This window comes from Naasia sp. SYSU D00057, from assembly GCF_017916505.1.
Lineage (GTDB): Bacteria > Actinomycetota > Actinomycetes > Actinomycetales > Microbacteriaceae > Naasia.
This window is the reverse complement of sequence record NZ_JAFMSZ010000004.1, coordinates 254941-275183: the sequence shown is the minus strand read 5'-3', so window position 1 is coordinate 275183 and position 20243 is coordinate 254941. Positions and strand designations below refer to the sequence as shown.

At 72.5% G+C, this 20243-nt stretch carries 21 protein-coding genes; 2 read left to right on the top strand and 19 right to left on the bottom strand.

The genetic code is table 11. The features are described 5' to 3' along the window. Positions 1–5: 5 nt before the first annotated feature. The 6 genes from J3P36_RS14155 to pheS form a co-directional block, all read right to left on the bottom strand. Positions 6–1202: an acetylornithine transaminase gene (locus tag J3P36_RS14155; RefSeq protein WP_307807110.1), complete on the bottom strand. Its 1197-nt coding sequence runs from the start codon at positions 1200–1202 to the stop codon at positions 6–8. Further along, a complete protein-coding gene (gene argB / locus J3P36_RS14150; RefSeq protein WP_210508868.1) occupies positions 1199–2116 on the bottom strand; it encodes an acetylglutamate kinase in 918 nt (305 codons plus the stop codon). Before argB ends, J3P36_RS14155 begins: the two co-directional genes overlap by 4 nt. Continuing rightward, positions 2116–3267, bottom strand: coding sequence for a bifunctional glutamate N-acetyltransferase/amino-acid acetyltransferase ArgJ (gene argJ / locus J3P36_RS14145; protein ID WP_210508867.1), 1152 nt, complete (start codon positions 3265–3267; stop codon positions 2116–2118). Before argJ ends, argB begins: the two co-directional genes overlap by 1 nt. Further along, positions 3264–4319: an N-acetyl-gamma-glutamyl-phosphate reductase gene (gene argC / locus J3P36_RS14140; protein ID WP_210508866.1), complete on the bottom strand. Its 1056-nt coding sequence runs from the start codon at positions 4317–4319 to the stop codon at positions 3264–3266. Before argC ends, argJ begins: the two co-directional genes overlap by 4 nt. Before the next feature lie 490 nt (positions 4320–4809). After that, on the bottom strand, positions 4810–7341 hold the full coding sequence (gene pheT, locus J3P36_RS14135; protein ID WP_210508865.1) for a phenylalanine--tRNA ligase subunit beta: 2532 nt from the start codon (positions 7339–7341) through the stop codon (positions 4810–4812). Between the two features lies 1 nt (position 7342). Further along, entirely contained in the window at positions 7343–8401 is a 1059-nt protein-coding gene (gene pheS, locus J3P36_RS14130) for a phenylalanine--tRNA ligase subunit alpha (protein ID WP_307807109.1), read from the bottom strand. Positions 8402–8552: 151 nt separating this feature from the next. Here pheS and J3P36_RS14125 point away from each other — a divergent pair, with 151 nt between their 5' ends. Continuing rightward, positions 8553–9644, top strand: a complete 1092-nt coding sequence (locus tag J3P36_RS14125; RefSeq protein WP_210508863.1) for a spore photoproduct lyase family protein — start codon at positions 8553–8555, stop codon at positions 9642–9644. A gap of 55 nt (positions 9645–9699) precedes the next feature. On the opposite strand, the gene J3P36_RS14120 is transcribed toward J3P36_RS14125, so the two are convergent. The 8 genes from J3P36_RS14120 to infC all read right to left on the bottom strand — a co-directional run bounded on the left by J3P36_RS14120 (position 9700) and on the right by infC (position 15443). Continuing rightward, positions 9700–10578 carry an amino acid ABC transporter permease gene (locus J3P36_RS14120; RefSeq protein WP_210508862.1) on the bottom strand — a complete coding sequence of 293 codons (879 nt, stop codon included), beginning with the start codon at positions 10576–10578 and terminating at the stop codon, positions 9700–9702. Then, positions 10575–11222, bottom strand: coding sequence for an amino acid ABC transporter permease (locus J3P36_RS14115; RefSeq protein WP_210508861.1), 648 nt, complete (start codon positions 11220–11222; stop codon positions 10575–10577). Before J3P36_RS14115 ends, J3P36_RS14120 begins: the two co-directional genes overlap by 4 nt. Before the next feature lie 64 nt (positions 11223–11286). Further along, positions 11287–12225 carry a glutamate ABC transporter substrate-binding protein gene (locus tag J3P36_RS14110; RefSeq protein ID WP_210508860.1) on the bottom strand — a complete coding sequence of 313 codons (939 nt, stop codon included), beginning with the start codon at positions 12223–12225 and terminating at the stop codon, positions 11287–11289. A gap of 51 nt (positions 12226–12276) precedes the next feature. After that, positions 12277–13062: an amino acid ABC transporter ATP-binding protein gene (locus tag J3P36_RS14105; RefSeq protein ID WP_210508859.1), complete on the bottom strand. Its 786-nt coding sequence runs from the start codon at positions 13060–13062 to the stop codon at positions 12277–12279. A 242-nt stretch (positions 13063–13304) separates the two neighbouring features. Beyond that, entirely contained in the window at positions 13305–14105 is an 801-nt protein-coding gene (locus J3P36_RS14100) for an RNA methyltransferase (protein ID WP_210508858.1), read from the bottom strand. Between the two features lie 84 nt (positions 14106–14189). Further along, positions 14190–14579, bottom strand: a complete 390-nt coding sequence (rplT, locus tag J3P36_RS14095; protein ID WP_210508857.1) for a 50S ribosomal protein L20 — start codon at positions 14577–14579, stop codon at positions 14190–14192. Between the two features lie 29 nt (positions 14580–14608). Continuing rightward, the gene (rpmI, locus tag J3P36_RS14090) at positions 14609–14803 is read right to left on the bottom strand and encodes a 50S ribosomal protein L35 (RefSeq protein WP_210508856.1); all 195 of its coding nucleotides are present in this window, start codon (positions 14801–14803) and stop codon (positions 14609–14611) included. Continuing rightward, complete coding sequence (gene infC, locus J3P36_RS14085; protein WP_210508855.1) at positions 14796–15443, bottom strand: translation initiation factor IF-3; 648 nt, start codon at positions 15441–15443, stop codon at positions 14796–14798. The genes rpmI and infC overlap by 8 nt, the downstream gene beginning before the upstream one ends. Positions 15444–15697: 254 nt before the next feature. Between infC and J3P36_RS14080 the strand changes: the two genes are divergently transcribed. Beyond that, the gene (locus J3P36_RS14080; RefSeq protein WP_210508854.1) at positions 15698–16051 is read left to right on the top strand and encodes a DUF1844 domain-containing protein; all 354 of its coding nucleotides are present in this window, start codon (positions 15698–15700) and stop codon (positions 16049–16051) included. Here the strand turns inward: J3P36_RS14080 and J3P36_RS14075 are convergent. Genes J3P36_RS14075 through hisB form a run of 5 tightly spaced genes read right to left on the bottom strand, consistent with a single transcriptional unit; the run spans position 16044 to position 20225 of the window. Continuing rightward, the gene (locus J3P36_RS14075; protein WP_210508853.1) at positions 16044–17405 is read right to left on the bottom strand and encodes an aminotransferase class V-fold PLP-dependent enzyme; all 1362 of its coding nucleotides are present in this window, start codon (positions 17403–17405) and stop codon (positions 16044–16046) included. The genes J3P36_RS14080 and J3P36_RS14075 overlap by 8 nt on opposite strands. A 42-nt stretch (positions 17406–17447) precedes the next feature. Continuing rightward, entirely contained in the window at positions 17448–18209 is a 762-nt protein-coding gene (locus J3P36_RS14070) for an SseB family protein (protein WP_210508852.1), read from the bottom strand. Positions 18210–18212: 3 nt separating this feature from the next. Then, positions 18213–18959 (bottom strand): bifunctional 1-(5-phosphoribosyl)-5-((5-phosphoribosylamino)methylideneamino)imidazole-4-carboxamide isomerase/phosphoribosylanthranilate isomerase PriA, encoded by a 747-nt coding sequence (priA, locus tag J3P36_RS14065; RefSeq protein WP_210508851.1) that lies wholly within the window; start codon positions 18957–18959, stop codon positions 18213–18215. Positions 18960–18981: 22 nt separating this feature from the next. Then, positions 18982–19620, bottom strand: coding sequence for an imidazole glycerol phosphate synthase subunit HisH (gene hisH, locus J3P36_RS14060; RefSeq protein ID WP_210508850.1), 639 nt, complete (start codon positions 19618–19620; stop codon positions 18982–18984). Next, complete coding sequence (gene hisB, locus J3P36_RS14055; RefSeq protein ID WP_210508849.1) at positions 19617–20225, bottom strand: imidazoleglycerol-phosphate dehydratase HisB; 609 nt, start codon at positions 20223–20225, stop codon at positions 19617–19619. Before hisB ends, hisH begins: the two co-directional genes overlap by 4 nt. Positions 20226–20243 lie beyond the last annotated feature (18 nt).

Genomic DNA, 20243 nt, shown 5'->3' with positions numbered 1-20243 from the left:
GCGACTCAGAGGTCGCCGAGGGCGAGGGTGAAGCGGTCGCGGAACTCCTCGAGCTCCTCGTCGCCGAGGATCAGAGGCGGCACGATGCGCAGGCTGTCGGGGTTCGGCGCGTTGAGGATGAGCCCGTGCGCGAGGGAGCGCTCGGCGACCTCGGCGGCGCGGCCGTCGGCGATCCCGACGCCCACCATGAGGCCGCGGCCGCGGACGGCGGTGACGTGCGGGGACCCGATGCCGAGGATGAGTTCCTGCAGCTGGGCGCCGCGGACCGCGGCGTTCTGCACGAGGCCGGCGCGCTCGATCTCGTCGAGGACCGCACCCGCCACGGTGGTGGAGAACGGCTGCCCGCCGAAGGTGCTGCCGTGGTCGCCGCGCAGGAGCAGGTCGCTGGCGCGGCCGAAGGTGACGAGCGCGCCGATGGGGATGCCGCTCGCGATGCCCTTCGCGATGGTGACGGCGTCGGGCAGGATGCCGTCGTGCTGGTAGGCGAACCATTCGCCGGTGCGGCCGACGCCCGTCTGGATCTCGTCGACGATGAGCAGCGCGCCGTGCCGCTCGGTCAGCTCGCGGGCACGACGGAGGTAGCCGTCCGGCAGCGGCAGCACTCCCGCCTCGCCCTTGATGGGCTCGACGAAGAGGGCGGCGACGCTGTCGTCCATCGCCTCCTCGAGCGCGGCGATCGTCGAGTCGATGTGGTCGACGCCCGGCACCATGGGCCGGAACGCCTCCTGCATCGTCGGCTTGCCGGTCAGCGCGAGGGCGCCCATCGTGCGGCCGTGGAAGGAGTTCTTGAGACTGAGGATGCGCGAGCGTCCGTCGGTCGAGTTGCGCCGGGCGAGCTTGAACGCGGCCTCGATGGCCTCCGCGCCGGAGTTGCCGAAGTAGGCGCGGCCGCCCTCCCCCGCCCCGGTCAGCCGGCGCAGCCGCTCGGCGAGCGCGATCTGGGAGGGCGTCGCGAAGTAGTTGGAGACGTGGATGAGCGTGGCCGCCTGGCGGGCCGCCGCCTCCACGACCACGGGGTGCGCGTGGCCGAGCGAGTCGACCGCGATCCCCGCCAGGAAGTCCAGGTAGCGCCGGCCGTCGACATCCCACACCCAGCAGCCCTCGCCGCGCTCGAGCACGAGCTGCGGGGCGCCGAGCGTGCGCATCAGCGCGGCTCGGTGCCGCTCGGTGTAGGCCTGCGCGGCCTCCGCGAGATGCGTCACCGCACGACCTCCGTTCCGATTCCGCTGCCCGTGAAGATCTCCAGGAGGATCGAGTGCGGCACCCGGCCGTCGATGACCGCCGCCTTCTCCACGCCGTTCTCGACCGCCTCCAGGCACGCGGCCATCTTGGGGATCATCCCGGCGTCGAGGCTCGGCAGCAGGCTGCCGAGCTCCGCGGCGGTGATGTGCGAGACGAGCGAGCTGCGGTCCGGCCAGTCGCTGTAGAGGCCCGGCACGTTGGTGAGGATCACGAGCTTCGCGGCGCGCAGCGCGACGGCGAGGGCCGCGGCCGCGGAGTCCGCGTTGACGTTGAGCGACTGCCCCGGCTCCGCGCCGTCGGGCGCGATCGACGAGACGACGGGGATGTGCCCGGCCTCGAGCAGCGACAGCACCGGCTCCGGGTCGACCGAGTCGACGTCGCCGACGAGCCCGAGGTCCACCTCGACGCCGTCGACCATCGCGCCGCGGCGCTTGCCGGTGAAGAGTCCCGCGTCCTCGCCCGACACACCGGAGGCGAGCGGGCCGTGCTCGTTGATGAGGCTGACGATGTCGCGGTTCACCTGCCCGGTGAGGACCATGCGCACGACCTCCATCACCTCGGGGGTCGTCACGCGGTAGCCGCCGCGGAACTCGGTGGGGATGTCGAGCCGCTCGAGCATCGCGGTGATCTGCGGTCCGCCGCCGTGCACGACGACGGGCCGGATGCCGACGTAGTGCAGGTAGACCATGTCCTCGGCGAAGGCCCGCATCAGCGCGGGGTCCTCCATCGCGTTGCCGCCGAACTTCACGACGATGATCTGCCCCGCGAAGCGCTGCAGCCAGGGCAGCGACTCGATGAGCGTCTCCGCCTTGACGGCGGCGCTGATCGGATCCGTGGTCTGGACGGGGAGCGGGGGGCGAGGGGTGTCGGTCATCAGCTCGAGTACGCGCTGTTCTCGTGGACGTAGTCGTGGGTGAGGTCGTTGGTCAGCACGGTGGCGGTCGCGTCGCCGGCGTGCAGGTCGATGAGCACGTGCACGGCGCGCGCGCTGAGGTCGACCTCGCTGCGCGGCCGGTCCGGCGCACCCGCCGAGCAGACGCGGACGCCGTTCATCGACACGTCGACCGAGTACGGGTCGAACTGCGCCGCGGTGGTGCCGATCGCTGCGAGCACCCGGCCCCAGTTGGGGTCGTTCCCGAAGACGGCGGCCTTGAAGAGGTTGTTGCGCGCGACGGAGCGGGCGACCTCGACCGCCTCGTCCTCGGTCGCCGCGGACACGACCTCGATCGCGATGTCGTGGGAGGCGCCCTCCGCGTCCCGCTGCAGCTGGTGCGCGAGGTCGGCGCACACGGCGGTGAGGGCGGCACGGAAGACGTCGAGGTCGGGGACGACGCCCGAGGCGCCGGAGGCGAGGAGCGTCACCTGGTCGTTCGTCGACATGCAGCCGTCGGAGTCGAGCCGGTCGAAGGTGACCCGGGTCGCGGCGCGGAGCGCCTCGTCGAGCTCGGGCGGCGTCAGCTCGGCGTCCGTCGTGATCACGACGAGCATGGTCGCGAGCCCGGGCGCGAGCATCCCGGCGCCCTTCGCCATCCCGCCGATGCTCCAGCCGTCCTCGCGCACCTCGGCGAGCTTCGGCACGGTGTCGGTCGTCATGATGGCGCGAGCGGCGTCCGCTCCCCCGTCGGCCGAGAGCGCGTCGACGGCGGCGGCGACTCCGGCGAGCACCTTGCCGCGGTCGAGCTGCTCGCCGATGAGGCCCGTCGAGCACACGATGACGTCGCCGGCGGAGAGGCCGAGCGCGTCCGCGGCGGCCTCGGCGGTGGCGTGCGTGGTCTGGAATCCCTCGGTGCCGGTGAAGCAGTTGGCGCCGCCCGAGTTGAGCACGACGGCCGACGCCAGCCCGTCCGCGATCGCCTGCTGCGACCAGAGGATCGGGTTGGCCTTGGCGCGGTTGCTGGTGAACACCGCGGCCGCCGCCTGGCGGGGCCCGCGGTTGACGACGAGCGCGAGGTCGGCTCCGCCGGACGCCTTGAGGCCGGCGACGACTCCCGCCGCCTCGAAGCCGGAAGCCGTGGTGACGCTCACGGGGCCACCCCGTCCGTCGGCAGGCCGAGCGCCTCGGGGAAGCCGAGCGCGACGTTGAGGGACTGCACGGCGGCGCCCGCGGTCCCCTTCATGAGGTTGTCGACGGCCGCGACGACGACGACGCGACCCGCTGCTGCATCGACCGCGAGGCCGAGGAGCGCGGTGTTCGCCCCCAGGACATCCGCGGTGCGCGGGAAGACGCCCTCGGGCAGCAGCTCGACGAACGGCTCGTCGGCGTAGGCGAGCTCCCACGCGGAGCGCACCTCGTCCGCGGTGACGCCGGGCGCGAGCACCGCGGTGGAGGTCGCGAGGATCCCCCGCGACATCGGGACGAGGACGGGCGTGAACGAGATGGTCGAGCTCTCGGCGCCCGCCCAGCGGAGCGCCTGCTGTATCTCGGGGATGTGCCGGTGCCCGCCGCCCACGGCGTACGGGGCGGCGCTGCCGAGCAGCTCGCTCGCCAGCAGGTGCGGCTTGAGCGTCCTGCCGGCTCCGGACGGCCCGACCGCGAGGACGGAGACGATGTCGGCCGGCTGGATGACGCCGGCGGCGATGCCGGGCGCGAGCGACAGGGCGACGGTGCTCGCGTTGCAGCCGGGCGCCGCGATCCGGGTCGCGCCGCGGAGACGGTCGCGCTGCTTGACGCTGCCGGCCTTGGTGCGGACGGGCAGCTCGGGGACGCCGTACGCCCACGGCTCGGCGTGCTCGCCGCCGTAGAACGCGGCCCAGTCGGCGGCCGACTCGAGGCGGTGGTCGGCGCCGCAGTCCACCACGACGCTGTCCGCCGGCAGCTCGGCGGTGATCGCGGCGGATGCGCCGTGCGGCAGCGCCAGGACGACGACGTCATGCCCCGCCAGGGTCTCCGGGGTGGTGTCGACGAGCGGCAGGTGCGCGAGCGAGCGCAGGTGCGGCTGGACCTCGCCGAGCGGCCGTCCGGCGGAGGTGTGCGCGGCGACCGTGCGCACCTCGAACTCCGGGTGGGGCGCGAGCAGCCGCAGGACTTCCCCGCCCGCGTACCCGGAAGCCCCGGCTACGGCGACGGAAAGAGGCATGGATTCCACCTTACCGACGTCGCGGCGCGCCGCCTGCCCCCGGGAGGGTGGGCGGGGGGCTGGGGCGAGCACCATGCTGCCGGGTGCTTCAAGAGGCACGGAGATCGTTCAGCAGGCACGGAGGTCCTTCAGCAGGCACTCGGGGGCAGGTTCTGCCTGCCGGACCGCCTCCGCTCCTGCTGGGACCGACTCTGCTTCCTGCTGAGGCCCTCGGGTACTGCTGCCCCTCTCGGCCGCTGCCAGGCCTGCCGAGCCCACCCTGCTGAACCGATCCCTCCCCTTCTCCTCCTCAGCAGGCACGGAGGCCCTTCAGCAGGCACTGGAGGGCCGGTTTCGCCTGCTGAACCGCCTCCGCTCCTGCTGAGCACCTCGCCCTCGGCTCCCGCGTAGTCCTGGCGGCGTTCCGCAACCGCAACGACAAACCGCAACCGTCTCCGGTTGCGGTTTGTCGTTTCCGTTGCGGTTTGCTGCGCGGCTGCTCGCGCCGCGACTACTCGCGGAGGGCGGCGCCGAACCGGGCTGCGGCCTCGGCGACGCCGGCCAGCTTCGCGTCGCTCGCCTCCGCGGCCGTGAGCGTGCGGTCCTCGGCACGGAATCGGAGCGCGAAGGTCAGCGACTTCGCCCCCTCGGGCACGCCGGCGCCGCGGTAGTCGTCCACGAGCCGGATGTCCTCGAGCAGGTCGCCCGCGCCGCCGGCGACCGCGGCGAGCACCTCCGCGGCGGGCACCTCGACCGGCACCACGAGGGAGAGGTCCTGAGTGGCGGCGGGCAGCGCGCGGATCGGCACGGCGTGCGCATCCGGGTCGGCGAGCACGAGGAGCCGCTCGAGGTCGAGCTCGGCGGCCGCGACCACGCTCGGCAGGTCGGCGGCCTCGGCGACGGCGGGCAGGAGCTCGCCGGCCCAGCCGACGGTCTCCTCACCCGAGGGGCCGTCCACGACGAGACGCGCGGTGCGGCCCGGATGGAACGCCTGGTGCGTGCCCTGGACGGGACGGATCGCGACGCGGAGGGCGGCCCCGACGCGCTGGACGTCGGTGAGGGCGTCGCGCCAGTCCGCGGCCAGCGGCTCTTGGCCGACCTGCTTCGGAACGGAAGCGCCGGTCCGCAGCGTGGCGACGTGACGGGGCTGGGGCGGGATGCCGGCCTCGATCGCCGCGAGGGCCTCGCGCGCGGGCAGGGCCGCGATCGGCGGGATGAAGCCGGTGCCGTACTCGACGCCCGGCTCGGGGCGGAACACGGCGCCCACCTCGTAGAGGTCGAGGTCGACGAAGCCGCGTGAGCGGTTGCGGTGCGCGATCTCGAGCAGCCCCGGCAGCAGCGACGTGCGCAGGAACGGCGCCTCGCCGTCGAGCGGATTCGCGAGCCGCATGGCCGGGACCTCGCCGGCCTCCGGGGAGCCGAAGAGGTCGTTCTGCTCCTTGCGGACGAACGGGAACGCGAGCACCTCGACGCCGCCGTTCGCCGCGAGCAGCTGGGCGACCGAGCGGCGCAGCTTCTGGGATCGGGTCAGACCGCGCCCGGGCGGGGCGACAGGGAGCACCGACGGGATGCGGTCGTAGCCGGCGAGCCGGGCGACCTCCTCGGCGAGCGACGGGGCGTCGACGATGTCGGGCCGCCAGGTGGGCGGCGTCACGGTGAGTCCGCCGTCGGCGTCCTCCACCCGCGCACCGATCTCGGCGAGCGCCGCCCGGATCTCGGCGTCGAGATAGTCGACGCCGATGAGGCGGGCGATGAATCCGTCGGGCAGCGGGATCGGGGCCGGCGCGGCCGACTCGTCCAGGTCGGAGCCGAGGGTGTCGAGGGTGCCGCCCGCCAGGTCGACGAGCAGCTGGGCGACGCGGGCGGCGGCGGCCGCCGCGACGGCCGGGTCGACGCCGCGCTCGAAGCGCTTCGACGCCTCGCTCGGCAGCTTGTGCCGGCGCGCGGTGCGCGCGATCGACACCGGGTCGAAGTTGGCGGCCTCGATGAGCACGTCCCGGGTGGTGTCCGACACCTCCGTGGTGGCGCCGCCCATCACGCCGGCGAGGCCGATCGGGCCGGACTCGTCGGTGATGAGGAGGTCCTCGGGCGACAGCTTCCGCGTCTGCCCGTCGAGGGTCTCGAGCGTCTCCCCCGCCGTCGCCCGGCGGACGGTGATCCCGCCGGACAGCTTCTCGAGGTCGTAGGCGTGGATCGGCTGGCCGAGCTCGAACATCACGTAGTTCGTGATGTCGACCGGCAGCGAGATGGTGCGGACGCCGGCGAGGCGGAGGCGGGACGCGAGCCACGGCGGCGTGGGCCGGGTGGCGTCGATGCCACGGACGACCCGGGTGACGAACACGCTCGCCCCGGTCCGGCCGCGGATGGGCTCGGCGTCGTCGACCGTGACGGGGAAGCCGCCTGCCTCGATCGGCGCCGGGAGGCCGGCCGGGTCGCGGAAGGCGGCGCCCGTCGAGTGCGAGTACTCGCGGGCGATCCCGCGTACCGAGAACGCGTAGCCGCGGTCCGGCGTGACGTTGACCTCGACCGCGGCGTCGTCGAGCCCGAGCAGCGCGAGCGCGTCGGTGCCGACCTCGGGATCGAGGCCGAGGGTCACGAGGCGCAGGATGCCGTCGTGCTCCTCGCCGAGGCCGAGCTCGCGCGCCGAGGCGATCATGCCGTCGGACACGTGCCCGTACGTCTTGCGGGCTGCGATCGGGAACGGGCCGGGCAGCACGGCGCCCGGCAGCGTCACCACCACCTTGTCGCCGACCTCGAAGTTCGCCGCGCCGCAGACGATGCCGCGCACGTCGGCGCCGCCGTCGGCCGCGGGCAGCCCCTCGGGGGCGACCCGGACCGAGCACCAGCGGATCGTCTTGCCGTTCGACTGGGGCTCGGGCGTGAACTCGAGCACCTCGCCCACGACGACGGGGCCGGTCACGCCGAAGCCGTGCTCCGCCTCCTCCTCGAGGCCCACCTTGACGAGGGCGGCGTGGAGATCGGCGACGGTGATGTCCTCCGGCAGGTCGACGTACTCGGCCAGCCAGCTGAGAGGAACGCGCATGTCAGCCCACCATCCCGAACTGGGCGCTGAAGCGGATGTCGCCCTCGGCCATGTCACGCATGTCGTTGAGTCCGTTCCGGAACTGGAGGGTGCGCTCGATCCCCATGCCGAACGCGAAGCCCTGGTACTCGTCGGGGTCGATGCCGGCGGCGCGGAGCACGTTCGGGTTGACCATGCCGCAGCCTCCCCACTCGATCCAGCGCGGACCGCCCTTGGCGCGGGGCTGCCACACGTCCATCTCGGCGGAGGGCTCGGTGAAGGGGAAGTAGTTGGGGCGCAGGCGGATCTTCGCCTCATCGCCGAACATGATGCGCGCGAAGTGCTCGAGCGTGCCCCGCAGGTGCGCCATCGTCAGGCCCTTGTCGATCGCCAGACCCTCGAACTGCGAGAAGACGGGCAGGTGCGTCGCATCGAACTCGTCGGTGCGGTACACGCGGCCCGGGCAGAGCACGTACACGGGAAGGTCCCGCTCGAGAAGCGAGCGGACCTGCACGGGCGAGGTGTGGGTGCGCAGGACAAGGTGCCGATCGGGCGGGTCCACGAAGAACGTGTCCTGCATGGCGCGGGCCGGGTGGTCCTCATCGAAGTTGAGGGCGTCGAAGTTGAACCACTCGTGCTCGAGCTCGGGCCCCTCCGCGATCTCCCAGCCCATGCCGACGAAGATGTCCGCCACCTCCTCCTGGAGCAGGGCGAGCGGATGCCGGGCACCCGGCTGCCACCGGGAGGACGCCGCGGTGACGTCGACGCGCTCGGCGGCGAGCCGAGCCGCGGTCTCCGCCTCGGCGAGCTCGGCCTCGCGCGCCGCGATCGCCGAGTTGACCCGGCCGCGCGCGCCTCCGACGAGCTTCCCGGTCGCGGCCTTCTCGGGGCCGGGCACCTGGCGGAGCAGGGAGTTGAGCTTCGCGAGCGGCGAGCCCTCTCCGGCGTGGGCGCTGCGGGCCGCCTTCAGCTCGGCGGTGCTGGTCGCCGCGGCGATGGCGGTGAGGGCGGCGTCGACGGCGGACTCCACCGCCTCCGGGGAGATCGGGTTGCCGCCGGGGGCGGCAGGAGCGTCAGACACGGTCCCCGAGTCTACCGAGTCGCCTCCGGCAGGATCGCCTGCACCGGGCAGGACCAGGAGGCACGGATGTCCTGCCGAGCGTCGCCGAGAGTCCTGCCGGCGGTGGCGGGCGCCGGGGGCGATGTCGGTGGTCGGCGCGACACTGGATGCGATGACGATCCTCACCAACCCGTCCGAGCGTGGCACCCGGCCGCTGCTCGACATCAGCCGGATCTACTACGAGCGGGCGGCCGCCGAGCTGCCGCGCGGCCAGGAGATCCTCGCGCGCTGGCCGGACGCCGACCTCGTCGAGGTGGAGAGCCACTGGCGCATCCCCGAGCTGCACGGCGACGAGGCCAACGTGCGCCGCTGGGTGCGGATCAAGACCGAGGCGCTCGTGCTCGGCGTCAAGAAGGGCGTCTCCGTGCGGCCGAACGGCCGCAGCGCCGACTTCATCGCCCCGTCCACCGCCAACGGCTGCGCCATGGCGTGCGCCTACTGCTACGTGCCGCGCCGCAAGGGCTTCAGCAACCCGATCACCGTCTTCGCGAACATCGACCAGATCGCCGGCAGCATCCACCGGCACATCGGCCGGCAGGGGGTCAAGGCCGAGCCGAATCAGTGCGATCCGGCGGCGTGGGTCTACGACATCGGGGAGAACAGCGACTGCTCCGCCGACGCGCTCGTCAGCGACAACGTGCGCGACCTCGTCGACCTGTTCCGGCACGAGCCCACCGCGAAGCTCTCGTTCGCCACGAAGTACGTGAACCGCGACCTGCTCGAGTGGGACCCGCAGGGCCGCAGCCGCATCCGCTTCTCGCTCATGCCGCACGGCATGGCGAAGCTGGTCGACATCCGCACCACGCCGATCGCCGAGCGCATCGCCGCGATCAACGACTTCGTCGAGGCCGGCTGGGAGACGCACGTCAACTTCTCCCCCGTGATCGTCGCCGACGGCTGGCTCGAGGAATGGGGCGAGCTGTTCGACCAGCTCGACGCCGCGCTGTCGCCACGCGCGAAGGCGCAGCTGTCGAGCGAGGTCATCTTCCTCACCCACAACGAGCAGCTGCACGAGGTCAACCTGGGCTGGCACCCGAAGGCGGAGGAGGTGCTCTGGCGGCCCGACCTGCAGGAGAACAAGGTCTCCCAGAACGGCGCGCTCAACGTGCGCTACCGGTCGGGCGCCAAGCGGGGCTACCTCGCCCGGTTCCGGGCGCTGGCCGCGGAGAGGCTGCCGTACTGCGACATCCGCTACGCGTTCTGAGTCGGGGCGCCGGCTGAGGCGCCGCGCCTGCCGAGCGCAGCCTCTGCTTCCGCCGCTAGGTCGACGGGCGGTCGCCGCCCGGCCCCGCGGAGGCGGCAGCTGACTCGGCGGGCGCCTGCGCGGAGGCGACCGCCTGCAGCGGGTCGACCCGCTGGCCGCGGCGCCGGGCCAGGAAGCGCGCGAGCGCGGACACCGACAGGTTCACGGCGAGGTACATCGCGACCATCACGACGAACACCGAGAAGCCGTACTGGCTCGCGCCGAAGAACTCGGCCGTCAGACGGCCGCGCCGGATCAGCTCCTGCATGCTGACGATGTAGCCGAGGGACGTGTCCTTCAGCAGCACGACCAGCTGCGCGACGATGATCGGCAGCATGTTGCGGAAGGCCTGAGGGAACTCGATGAGGAGCCGCGACTGCATCCCGGTGAGCCCGATGGCGAGGCCCGACTCGCGCTGGCCGCGGGGCAGCGCGACGAGGCCGGATCGCAGCGCCTCGCCGATGATCGCCCCGTTGTAGAGGGTGAGCGCCAGCACGACGGCGACGAACGGGTCGAGACCGAGCACGCCCCAGAAGAAGACCATCATCAGCAGCACGGGCAGCCCGCGCAGGAACTCGAGCACGACGGTGACGGGCACCCGGATGACCGGGTTCGTCGACATGCGGAGCAGGGAGATGACCATGCCGAGCAGGATCGCGAGCACCGAGGCGTAGAGCGCGGCCTGGAGGGTGACGCCGAGCGCGCGGAGCAGGTCGAGCCAGACCAGCGGGTCGTTGAAGATGTCCCACCGGTCGGCGTCGAAGAGGCCCTGCCCGCTCAGCCGGAACAGCGCGTAGCCGACCGCGGCGACGAGCACGACGCCGATGACCGCCGAGACGATGCGCGAGGTGCGCCGGGTCTTCGGGCCCGGTGCGTCGTAGAGCACGCTGGTCATCGGAGCACCGCCACTCGTCGCTCGAGCCGGTCGGCGATGCGGCCGAGCGGGATCGTGATGAGCAGGTAGCAGGCGGCGATGCCGAGGAACAGCGCCACGAGATCCCCGGGATTGCTGCGGATGAGTCGCGTGAGGACGCTGACGAGGGTGAACACGAAGAACCCGGTCGCGACCGAGGTGTTCTTCGTCAGGGCGATGATCACGTTGATGAGCGGGGGGATCACCGACCGGATCGCCTGCGGCAGCACGACCAGCGCGAGCGTCTGCCCGAAGCCGAGGCCGATGCTGCGGGCCGCCTCCGCCTGCCCGACCGGCACCGAGTTGATGCCGGACCGGATCGCCTCCGCGAAGAACGGCGACGTGTAGAGCGTGAGGGCGACGATCGCCGAGGGGATGAACGGGATGTCGATGCCGAGGCGCGGCGCGACGAACGCCATGAAGAAGAACACGAGCGTGAGCGGCGTGTTCCGCAGCAGCTCCGTGTAGACGGCGGAGGTGACCCGGAGGCTGCCGAACGGGCTGATCCGCATCGCCGCGACGAGTATCCCGAGCGGCAGCGCGAACAGCACTGTCCCGCCGAGCATCAGCAGGGTGTTGCCGAAGCCCAGCAGGAACAGGTCGAGGTTGGCGGCGATCGCGCCCATCCGGGTCCCTCCCGTCGGCAGTGGCGGCGCGCCCGTGGAGGACGCGCCGCGACTGTGCCGGCTGCTAGTAGCGGTCGACCGTCGGCGGGTCCGGGACGGGCAGGACCTGGCCGGCCGTCTGCTCGAACAGGCGCGCCCAGGTGCCGTCGTCGAAGGACTCCTCGAGGACGTCGTTGATGAAGTCGCGGAACGCCTGGTCGTCCTTCTTGAGGCCGATGCCGTACGGCTCCTCGGTGAACGTCTCGCCGTCGCCGGCCAGCTTGAACTCGGGCTCGTTCTGGGCGACGAAGCCGGAGAGGATCACATTGTCCGTCGTCACCGCGACGACGTCGCCGTTGCGCAGCGGGTCGAGGCAGTTGCTGTAGACGTCGGTCGCGAACAGCTCCGCGCCGTACTCGTCGACGATCGTCGCTGCGGGCGTCGAGCCCTCGACGGAGCAGACGGGCTGACCCTCGAGGTCCTCCGGACCGGTGATGTCCTCGTTGTCGGCGAGGACCATGATCGCCTGGCCGGCCACGAAGTACGGGCCGGCGAAGTCGATCAGCTCCTTGCGCTTGTCGTTGATCGTGTAGGTCGCCACGACGATGTCCACGTCGCCGTTCTGGATGGCGGTCTCGCGGATGTTCGACGGCGTCTCGGTCCATTCGATCGAGTCGAACGGGATCCCGAGCTTCGAGGCGACGAGGGCGCCGATGGCGACGTCGAAGCCCTCCGGCACGTCACCCGTGCCGAGCAGGCCGAACAGTGGCTGGTCGAACTTGGTGCCGATCGTCATCGTGCCGGCCTCGGCGAGCGTCGCCATCGTGGTGCCTGCCTCGAACTCGGGGTTCTCCTCGATCTCGAGCGCGTAGGGGCCGTCGCCGGTCTCCGCTCCGGCGCTGGGCGAGGTGGTGCCGCCGCCTCCCCCACCGCCGCCGCCGGCGCTGCCGGGCGCGCCGCAGGCGGCGAGGGCCGTGACGACGAAAGCCGCGGTGATGGCGGCTGCGTATCGCTTGGTTCTCATCGGAGTTCCTCTCTGGTGGTTGGTGGTGCCGACCGCTCCGTCGACCCCTGGCTAGTGGCTGAGGATCTTGGAGAGGAAGTCCTTCGCCCGGTCGCTCTTCGGCCGTTCGAAGAACTCGACGGGGGCGGCGTCCTCGACGAGCTGACCGTCGGCCATGAACAGCACCCGGTCGGCCGCACGACGGGCGAAGCCCATCTCGTGGGTGACGACGATCATCGTCATGCCGTCTCGGGCGAGGCCGGTGATGACGTCGAGGACCTCGTTGATCATCTCCGGGTCGAGCGCCGAGGTGGGCTCGTCGAAGAGCATCAGCTTCGGCTGCATCGCGAGGGCCCGCGCGATGGCGACGCGCTGCTGCTGACCGCCGGAGAGCTGAGCGGGCAGCTTGCTCGCCTGGTTGGCGACGCCCACGCGGTCGAGCAGCTCCATCGCCCGCTTCTCGGCCTCGGCGCGGTCCAGGCCGCGAACGCGCATGGGGCCGAGGGTGACGTTCTGCAGCACGGTCTTGTGGGCGAAGAGGTTGAACGACTGGAACACCATGCCGACGTCGGCCCGCAGACGGGCGAGGGCCGCGCCCTCCTCCGGCAGCGGCACACCGTCGATGGTGATCGTGCCCGAGTCGATCGTCTCGAGGCGGTTGATCGCGCGGCAGAGGGTGGACTTGCCGGAGCCGCTCGGCCCGATGACGACGACGACCTCGCCGGATCGGACGCTGGTGGTGATGTCCTTCAGCACGTGCAGCTTGCCGAAGTGCTTGTTCACGCGGTCGAGGACGACGAGGGGAGCCTCGGCCCCACCCTGGGACGACGCTGTCGCGGGCAGCGGAGACGAGGCCATGGCCTCACCCTAGGAAGAGCGGGGGCGCGGCGGACAGACCCCCGCGGGGACCGTTACCGCCTTGAAACCTCGCGCGCGGCATCCGGCGGCCCTCACCGGAGGTGGGAACGAAGGACGACCGGCCGCGCGATCCGCTCGTCGATCAGCACCGCCAGGATGCCGAGATGCCACTTTCCGCCCTCATTCCGCCCGAATAGGGGCGAAAAGTGGCATCTCGCGCGCCTGTACGACCCGCGGGCGGGCTAGGAGCGCTGGGCGAACGCGCTCTCGTACAGGCAGACGGACGCGGCGGTCGCCAGGTTCATGGACTCGGCCGAGCCGTAGACGGGGACGGCGAGGGCGCGGTCGGCGCGGGCGAGCCGCTCGTCGTCGAGGCCGTGCGCCTCGTTGCCGAACACCCAGGCTGTCGGCGCGGCGAGGGTGCCCTCCTGGCGGGCGGTGAGGAGGTCGTCGCCCTTGATGTCGGCGGCGAGGATCTGCAGCCCGGCCGCGCGCGCCCGGTCGGCGACGGCGGCGAGGTCGGCGCCCACCGCGACGGGCAGGTGGAAGAGCGAGCCGGTGGTGGCCCGCACCACCTTCGGGTTGTAGAGGTCGACGGTTCGGCCGGTCAGGACGACGGCATCCGCCCCCGCCGCGTCGGCGGCGCGGATGATGGTGCCGGCGTTGCCCGGATCCCGGACCTCCTCCAGCACGGCCACGAGGCGCGGCTGCTCCGCGAAGATCGTCCGCACCGAGGTCGGGAACTGCGCGCACACCGCGACGAACCCCTGCGGGGTGACGGTGTCGGCCATCGTCTCGAGCACCTGCTCCGTGACGAACTCCACCTCGAGGCCGGCCGCCGCGGCGGCGTCCCCGATGCCGGGGTGCCGCTCGAGCGCGGTGGGCGTCGCGAAGAGCTCGACGAGCAGCTCCGGGCGCCAGGCCAGCGCCTCACCCACCGCCTGAGGCCCCTCGAGCAGGAACTGCCCCGTCTCCGTGCGCGCCTGCTTCCGGCCGAGCTTGGCGACGGCCCGGACGCGGGGCGACCGGGGGTTGTCGAGCATGGCTCCAGCCTACTTAAACGCCGAACTGCCCGATTCCGCCGCCCATCCCGGAGGGAGCGGTCGAACCGGGCAGTTCGAGAGGTGCTACGCGGCGGGCGTCGCGGGGGCCGACGTGTCGGCCGGGAGGGCGGCGCGAGCCGTCTCGACGAGGGCCGCGAAGGTCGCGGGCTCGTTCACGGCGAGCTCGGCGAGGATGCGGCGGTCCACCTCGACACCGGCGAGGCCGAGGCCCTGGATGAACCGGTTGTAGGTGAGGCCCTGCTCGCGGGCGGCCGCGTTGATGCGCTGGATCCAGAGGCGACGGAAGTCGCCCTTGCGGGCCCGGCGGTCACGGTACGCGTAGACGAGGGAGTGGGTGACCTGCTCCTTCGCCTTGCGGTAGAGGCGCGACCGCTGACCGCGGTAGCCCTCGGCGCGCTCGAGGATGACCCGGCGCTTCTTGTGGGCGTTGACGGCCCTCTTGACTCTTGCCATTTCTCAGTCCTTCGTAAGGGTCGTGCGGCTCAGAGGCCGAGGAGCTTCTTGGCGACCTTGGTGTCCGGCGCGGATAGCACCTGGTCCTGGTTGAGGCGGCGCGTGCGCTTGCTGGCCTTGCCCTCCAGGTTGTGGCGCATCCCGGCCTGCTGCTTGATCAGCTTGCCGCTGCCGGTGATCTTGAAGCGCTTCTTGGACCCGGAGTGGGTCTTCTGCTTAGGCATTGGTCTCCTTGGTGGTGGCGGCGTCGGGGGTCCCGGCGTCGGAGGTCTCACCGGCGGGGGCTCCCGCCGTCTTGTTGCTGGCGCGACGCGCTGCGGCCTCGGCCTTGGCGTCCGCCTTGTTCTTGTGCGGGCCGATGATCATCACCATGTTGCGGCCGTCGATGGTCGGGGTCGACTCGACGGATCCGAACTCGCTGACGTCCTCGGCGAAGCGCTGCAGCAGGCGCACGCCCTGGTCGGGGCGGGACTGCTCGCGGCCGCGGAAGAGGATCATCGCCTTGACCTTGTCCCCCGCCTTCAAGAACCCCTCGGCGCGCTTGCGCTTGGTCTCGTAGTCGTGGGCGTCGATCTTCAGGCGGAACCGGACCTCCTTGAGGATGGTGTTCGCCTGGTTGCGACGGGCCTCCTTGGCCTTCTGCGCCGTCTCGTACTTGAACTTCCCGTAGTCCATGATCTTCGCGACCGGCGGGCGCGAGTTCGGCGCGACCTCGACGAGGTCGAGGTCCGCTTCACGCGCGAGACGGATGGCGACCTCGATCGGCACGATGCCGACCTGCTCGCCGCCCGGTCCGACGAGCCGGACTTCCGGCACTCGGATGCGGTCGTTGGTACGGGGATCGCTGATGCGCTGCTCCTTCACTCTTTCCTCGCGTCCACGCACATCGCGTGGAGCGGCCGAGAAGAGCAGAGCGTTCTCCGGGCGCGCACGTCGGCACGCCCTCTTCAGCACCCGATCTCCCCGCCCGATCGAGCTGCGCGGGGGGAGTGCCTGAACCCGGTAACCTGTTGAGGCGGTCGACGCGGGTGGGAGATCTCTCCACTTTTCTGTCCGGGATCGCTCCCGGGGCCCGCACAAGGATAGCAGAGCGAGCCCGCCGATCGAAGGGGACCCCCATGTCCGACTCCGCAGCGCCCGACGAGACCGCCGGCGAGTACGTCCGCGACATCGCGGAGGTGCCGGCCGTCGAGGTGATCAACACCGTCGCGGTCCACCTGCTGAGCGCCGCGGCCGTGAAGTGCGGCCTCGGCGAGGAGCCGGATGCGGCGGCGGACCTCGACGAGGCGCGCAAGCTCATCGACGCTCTCGCCGGCCTCGTCACCGCGAGCGCTCCTCACCTCGGCGACCACCACGCGCGCGCGCTGCGCGACGGGCTGCGCTCGGTGCAGCTGGCCTTCCGCGAGGCGTCGCCCTACCCGGACGCTCCCGGCGCCGGTCCGGGCGAGAAGTACACCGGCTCCGTCATCTGAGCGCGGCGCGCTCGACGGCGGCGACCGTCTCCGCCACCTCCGCGGCGCCCGTGCGCCAGGAGCTGACCGAGAACCGGATCACCGGCTCGTCCCGCCACACGCTGGCGGACGGCATCACGGTCCCCTCCTCGAGGATGCGCGCGAACACCTCGCGCGTGCGGTCCGGCGTCTCGAACGCCGCGCTGACCTGGGTGTAGACGACGTCGTTGAGGATGCGGACGCCCGGGATGCGAGCGAGCCCCTCGGCGAGGCCCGACGCCGCGGCCACGAGACCCTCCACGAGCTCGCGCACCCCGGCGGCGCCGAGGCTTGCGATCGCCGCCCAGACGGGCACCCCGCGCGCCCGGCGGGACATCTCCGGCACGTGCTCGAACGGGTCGAACGCGGAGGACGTCAGCAGATAGCTCGGGTGCACGCTCATGGCGGCCCTCAGCGCGTCGCCGTCCTGCACCATCGCGATGCCGCAGTCGTAAGGCGTGTTGAGGGTCTTGTGGGCGTCGGTCGCCCACGAGTCGGCCTGCTCCATCCCGGCGACCAGGGCGGAGAGGCGCGGCGTGACGGCCGCCCAGAGGCCGAACGCGCCGTCCACGTGGACCCAGGCCCCCGCCCGGTGCGCCTCGGCGATCGCATCCTCGAACGGGTCGAACGCGCCCGAGTGGATGTTCCCCGCCTGCAGGCAGACGATGACCGGTCCCTGCGAGTCCGCGAGTGCGACCCGCAGCTGGGCCGGATCCAGGCGCCCCTGGGCGTCGACGCCGACCGTCTCGGGCAGTCCGAGCCCCAGGTAGCGGAGGGCGAGGTCGACGGAGCCGTGCCGCTCGGCGCCCACGAGCACGCGCACGCGCGGGCCGGCGGCGAGGCCCTGCGCCGAGTCCCAGCCCGCCCGCGCGAGGACCCGGCCGCGCGCGGCGGCGAGGCTCACGAAGTTCGCCGTCGTCGCGCCGGTGGTGAACCCGACCGCGGGGTCGTCCGGGATGCCGAGCAGCTCGACGAGCCAGCGGGCGGCGACCTCCTCGGCCGCCACGACTCCGGGCGTCGCATCCCGCATCCCGGCGTTCTGGTCCCACGCCGAGACCAGCCAGTCGGCGGCGAGGGCGGCGGGCACGGTCGAACCCATCACCCAGCCGAAGAACCGGCCGGACTGGCTGGCCATGAGGCCGGGCTCCACTGCGGCGACGAGCCGGTCGATCACCTCGGCGGCGGGGGTGCCGAACTCGGGGAGGACGGTGCCCAGCCGGGCGGCCACGTCGCCGATGCGGGCGGCGGCGGGAACGCGGCGCGAGGCGACTTGATCGAGCCAGCGCCGGGCGTGAGCCGACGCGTGGTCGAGGGCCGAGTGCTCGTCCTGCTCCATCGCGCGATCAGCCTGGCCCTGCACGGCAACGCCGTCAAGGGATCAGCCGGCGAGGACCGTCACGGCGAGCGAGTCAACGCGCTCCGCGATGAGCGTGCTCGCCGACCAGCGCTCCCCGAGGCGGGCGAGCAGGGCGTCGAGCGCGTCCCTGTCCAGCCCGAGTTCCAGCCGCAGCTCGACGCGCAGCTCGGGTCCGCGCAGCCGGGAGTCGGGGTCGCCGGGCACGAGCCGGACGTCCACGACAGCGGGGTCGGCGGACGTCGCCGCGAACTCGGCCGCGAGCTCGCGGTCCTCGTGCGGGGGGATCCAGCGGGTGCCGCGCCCGAGCGCCCAGACCGCGGGACGCCGCAGCACGAACTCGGTCTCCGATCCGGCGTCGAGCACCACCAGGTCGGTGTCCTCGGCGGCCGCGGCCAGCGCGACGCGCTCGCTCTCGGCGGGGACCGGACGCGCGGACGGGTTCCAGACGCGCATCGCCTCGACCGAGGTGAAGGCCGGCAGCACGCGGCGCCCATCCGGGCCGGCGACGGTCACGAGGGCGAGCTCCGCGCTCTTGTCCACCTGCTTGCCGGTCGGGCCGATGCCCGTCTCCCCCAGCTGGGCGAGCAGCGGCACGAGCAGCCGGACGCCGCGAGCCGCGTCGACGACGGCGGCCGCGCCCACCCTCCGGGCGCGGAAGCCGCGCAGCGCCTCGAGCAGCACGGGCGGGGCGCTCCCGTCGTCGCCGTCGAAGGCGGTCGGCGTGAAGTGCCGTCCCGCCCACGGCGTGCCGGCGGAGTCGGTGAAACGGTCGGACCCGTTCACGGCCTAGCGGCCGGCGACGTCGAGCGCCTCGGCCAGGGTGAAGGCTCCCGCGTACAGCGCCTTGCCGACGATGGCGCCCTCGAGCCCCTGGGGCACGAGGTCCCGCAGCGCCGCGATGTCGTCGAGGCTCGAGACGCCGCCGGAGGCGACGACGGGGCGCTCGGTGCGGCGCATGATCTCCTCGAGCAGCCCGAGGTTGGGGCCGCGGAGCGTCCCGTCCTTCGTGACGTCGGTGACGATGTAGCGGGCGCAGCCGGCATCCTCGAGCCGGTCGAGGACCTCCCAGAGGTCGCCGCCCTCCTTCGTCCAGCCGCGGGCGGCGAGCGTGGTGCCGCGGACGTCGAGACCGACCGCGATCGCCTCCCCGTACTGCGCGATGACCGCGGCGGCCCACTCGGGGTTCTCGAGCGCGGCGGTGCCGAGGTTCACGCGAGTGGCGCCCGACTCGAGGGCCGCCTCCAGGCTGGCGTCGTCGCGGATGCCGCCCGACAGCTCGATCTTCACCTCGTCGGCGGCGCGGATGACGCGGCGGATCACCGCGGCGTTGCTGCCCCGGCCGAAGGCGGCGTCGAGGTCCACGAGGTGGATCCACTCGGCGCCCTGCTCCATCCAGTCCGACGCGGCGTCGACCGGGTCGCCGTAGTCCGTCTCGGTGCCGGTCTCCCCCTGGGTGAGGCGGACGGCCTTGCCGCCGGCGACGTCGACGGCCGGGAGCAGGGTGAGGACGGGAGTGGACACGAAGTCGGTCATCGGTTCCTTCGGAAGAGGCGGCTCAGGCCGCGAGGCTGTCGATCCAGTTGCCCAGCAGGCGGATGCCCGCGTGGCCCGACTTCTCGGGGTGGAACTGGGTGGCGGAGAGCGGCCCGTTCTCGACGGCGGCGATGAACCGCTCGCCGTGCGTGGCCCAGGTGACGGACGGCGCGCGGAACGGCTTCTGCGCGTCGAAGCTCCACTCGCGCGCGCCGTAGGAGTGCACGAAGTAGAAGCGCTCGTCACGGAGCCCGTCGAAGAGCACGCTGTCCTCGGGCGCCTCCACGGTGTTCCAGCCGATGTGCGGAAGCACGGGAGCGTGCAGCTCGTCGACCGTGCCGGGCCACTCGCCGAGCCCCTCGGTGTCGACGCCCCGCTCGACGCCGCGCTCGAACATCACCTGCATGCCGACGCAGATGCCGAGCACCGGGCGGCCGCCCGCGAGGCGGCGGTCGATGATCTCGTCGCCGCGCGCGCCGCGGAGGGCCGACATCACGGCGCCGAAGGCGCCGACGCCCGGGACGAGCAGCCCGTCCGCCTCCATCGCGGCCGCGCGGTCGCCGGTCAGCTCGACGTCGGCGCCGGCGGCCTGCAGCGCCTTCACGGCCGAGTGGACGTTGCCGCTGCCGTAGTCGTAGACGACGACCGAGGGCCGCGTCACAGCGCGCCCTTCGTCGACGGGATTCCCGACACGCGGGGGTCGAGCTCCTTCGCCTGCCGGAACGCACGTGCGAACGCCTTGAACTGCGCCTCGGCGATGTGGTGCGGGTCGCGGCCCGCGATCAGCTCGAGGTGCACCGTGAGGCCTGCGGCGAAGGTCAGCGCCTCGAAGAAGTGGCGCACCATGGACCCGGTGAAGTGACCGCCGATCAGGTGGTACTCGAACCCGGCCGGCTCCCCGGAGTGCACGAGGTACGGGCGGCCCGAGATGTCGACGACCGCGCGCGCGAGCGCCTCGTCGAGCGGCACCGTGGCGTCGCCGAAGCGGGCGATGCCGGCCTTGTCGCCGAGCGCCTGACGGATGGCCGTGCCGAGCACGATCCCCGTGTCCTCGACCGTGTGGTGGACGTCGATCTCGACGTCCCCGTTCGCGGTCACGGTCAGGTCGGTGAGGGAGTGCTTCGCGAACGCGGTCAGCATGTGGTCGAAGAACGGGACGGTCGTCGCGATGCGCGACCGTCCGGTGCCGTCGAGGTCGACCCTCAGGTCGACGGATGACTCGCTCGTCTCGCGCTGGAGGTGCGCGGTGCGCTGTCCGGAATCCATGATCCCCCGATTCTAGGC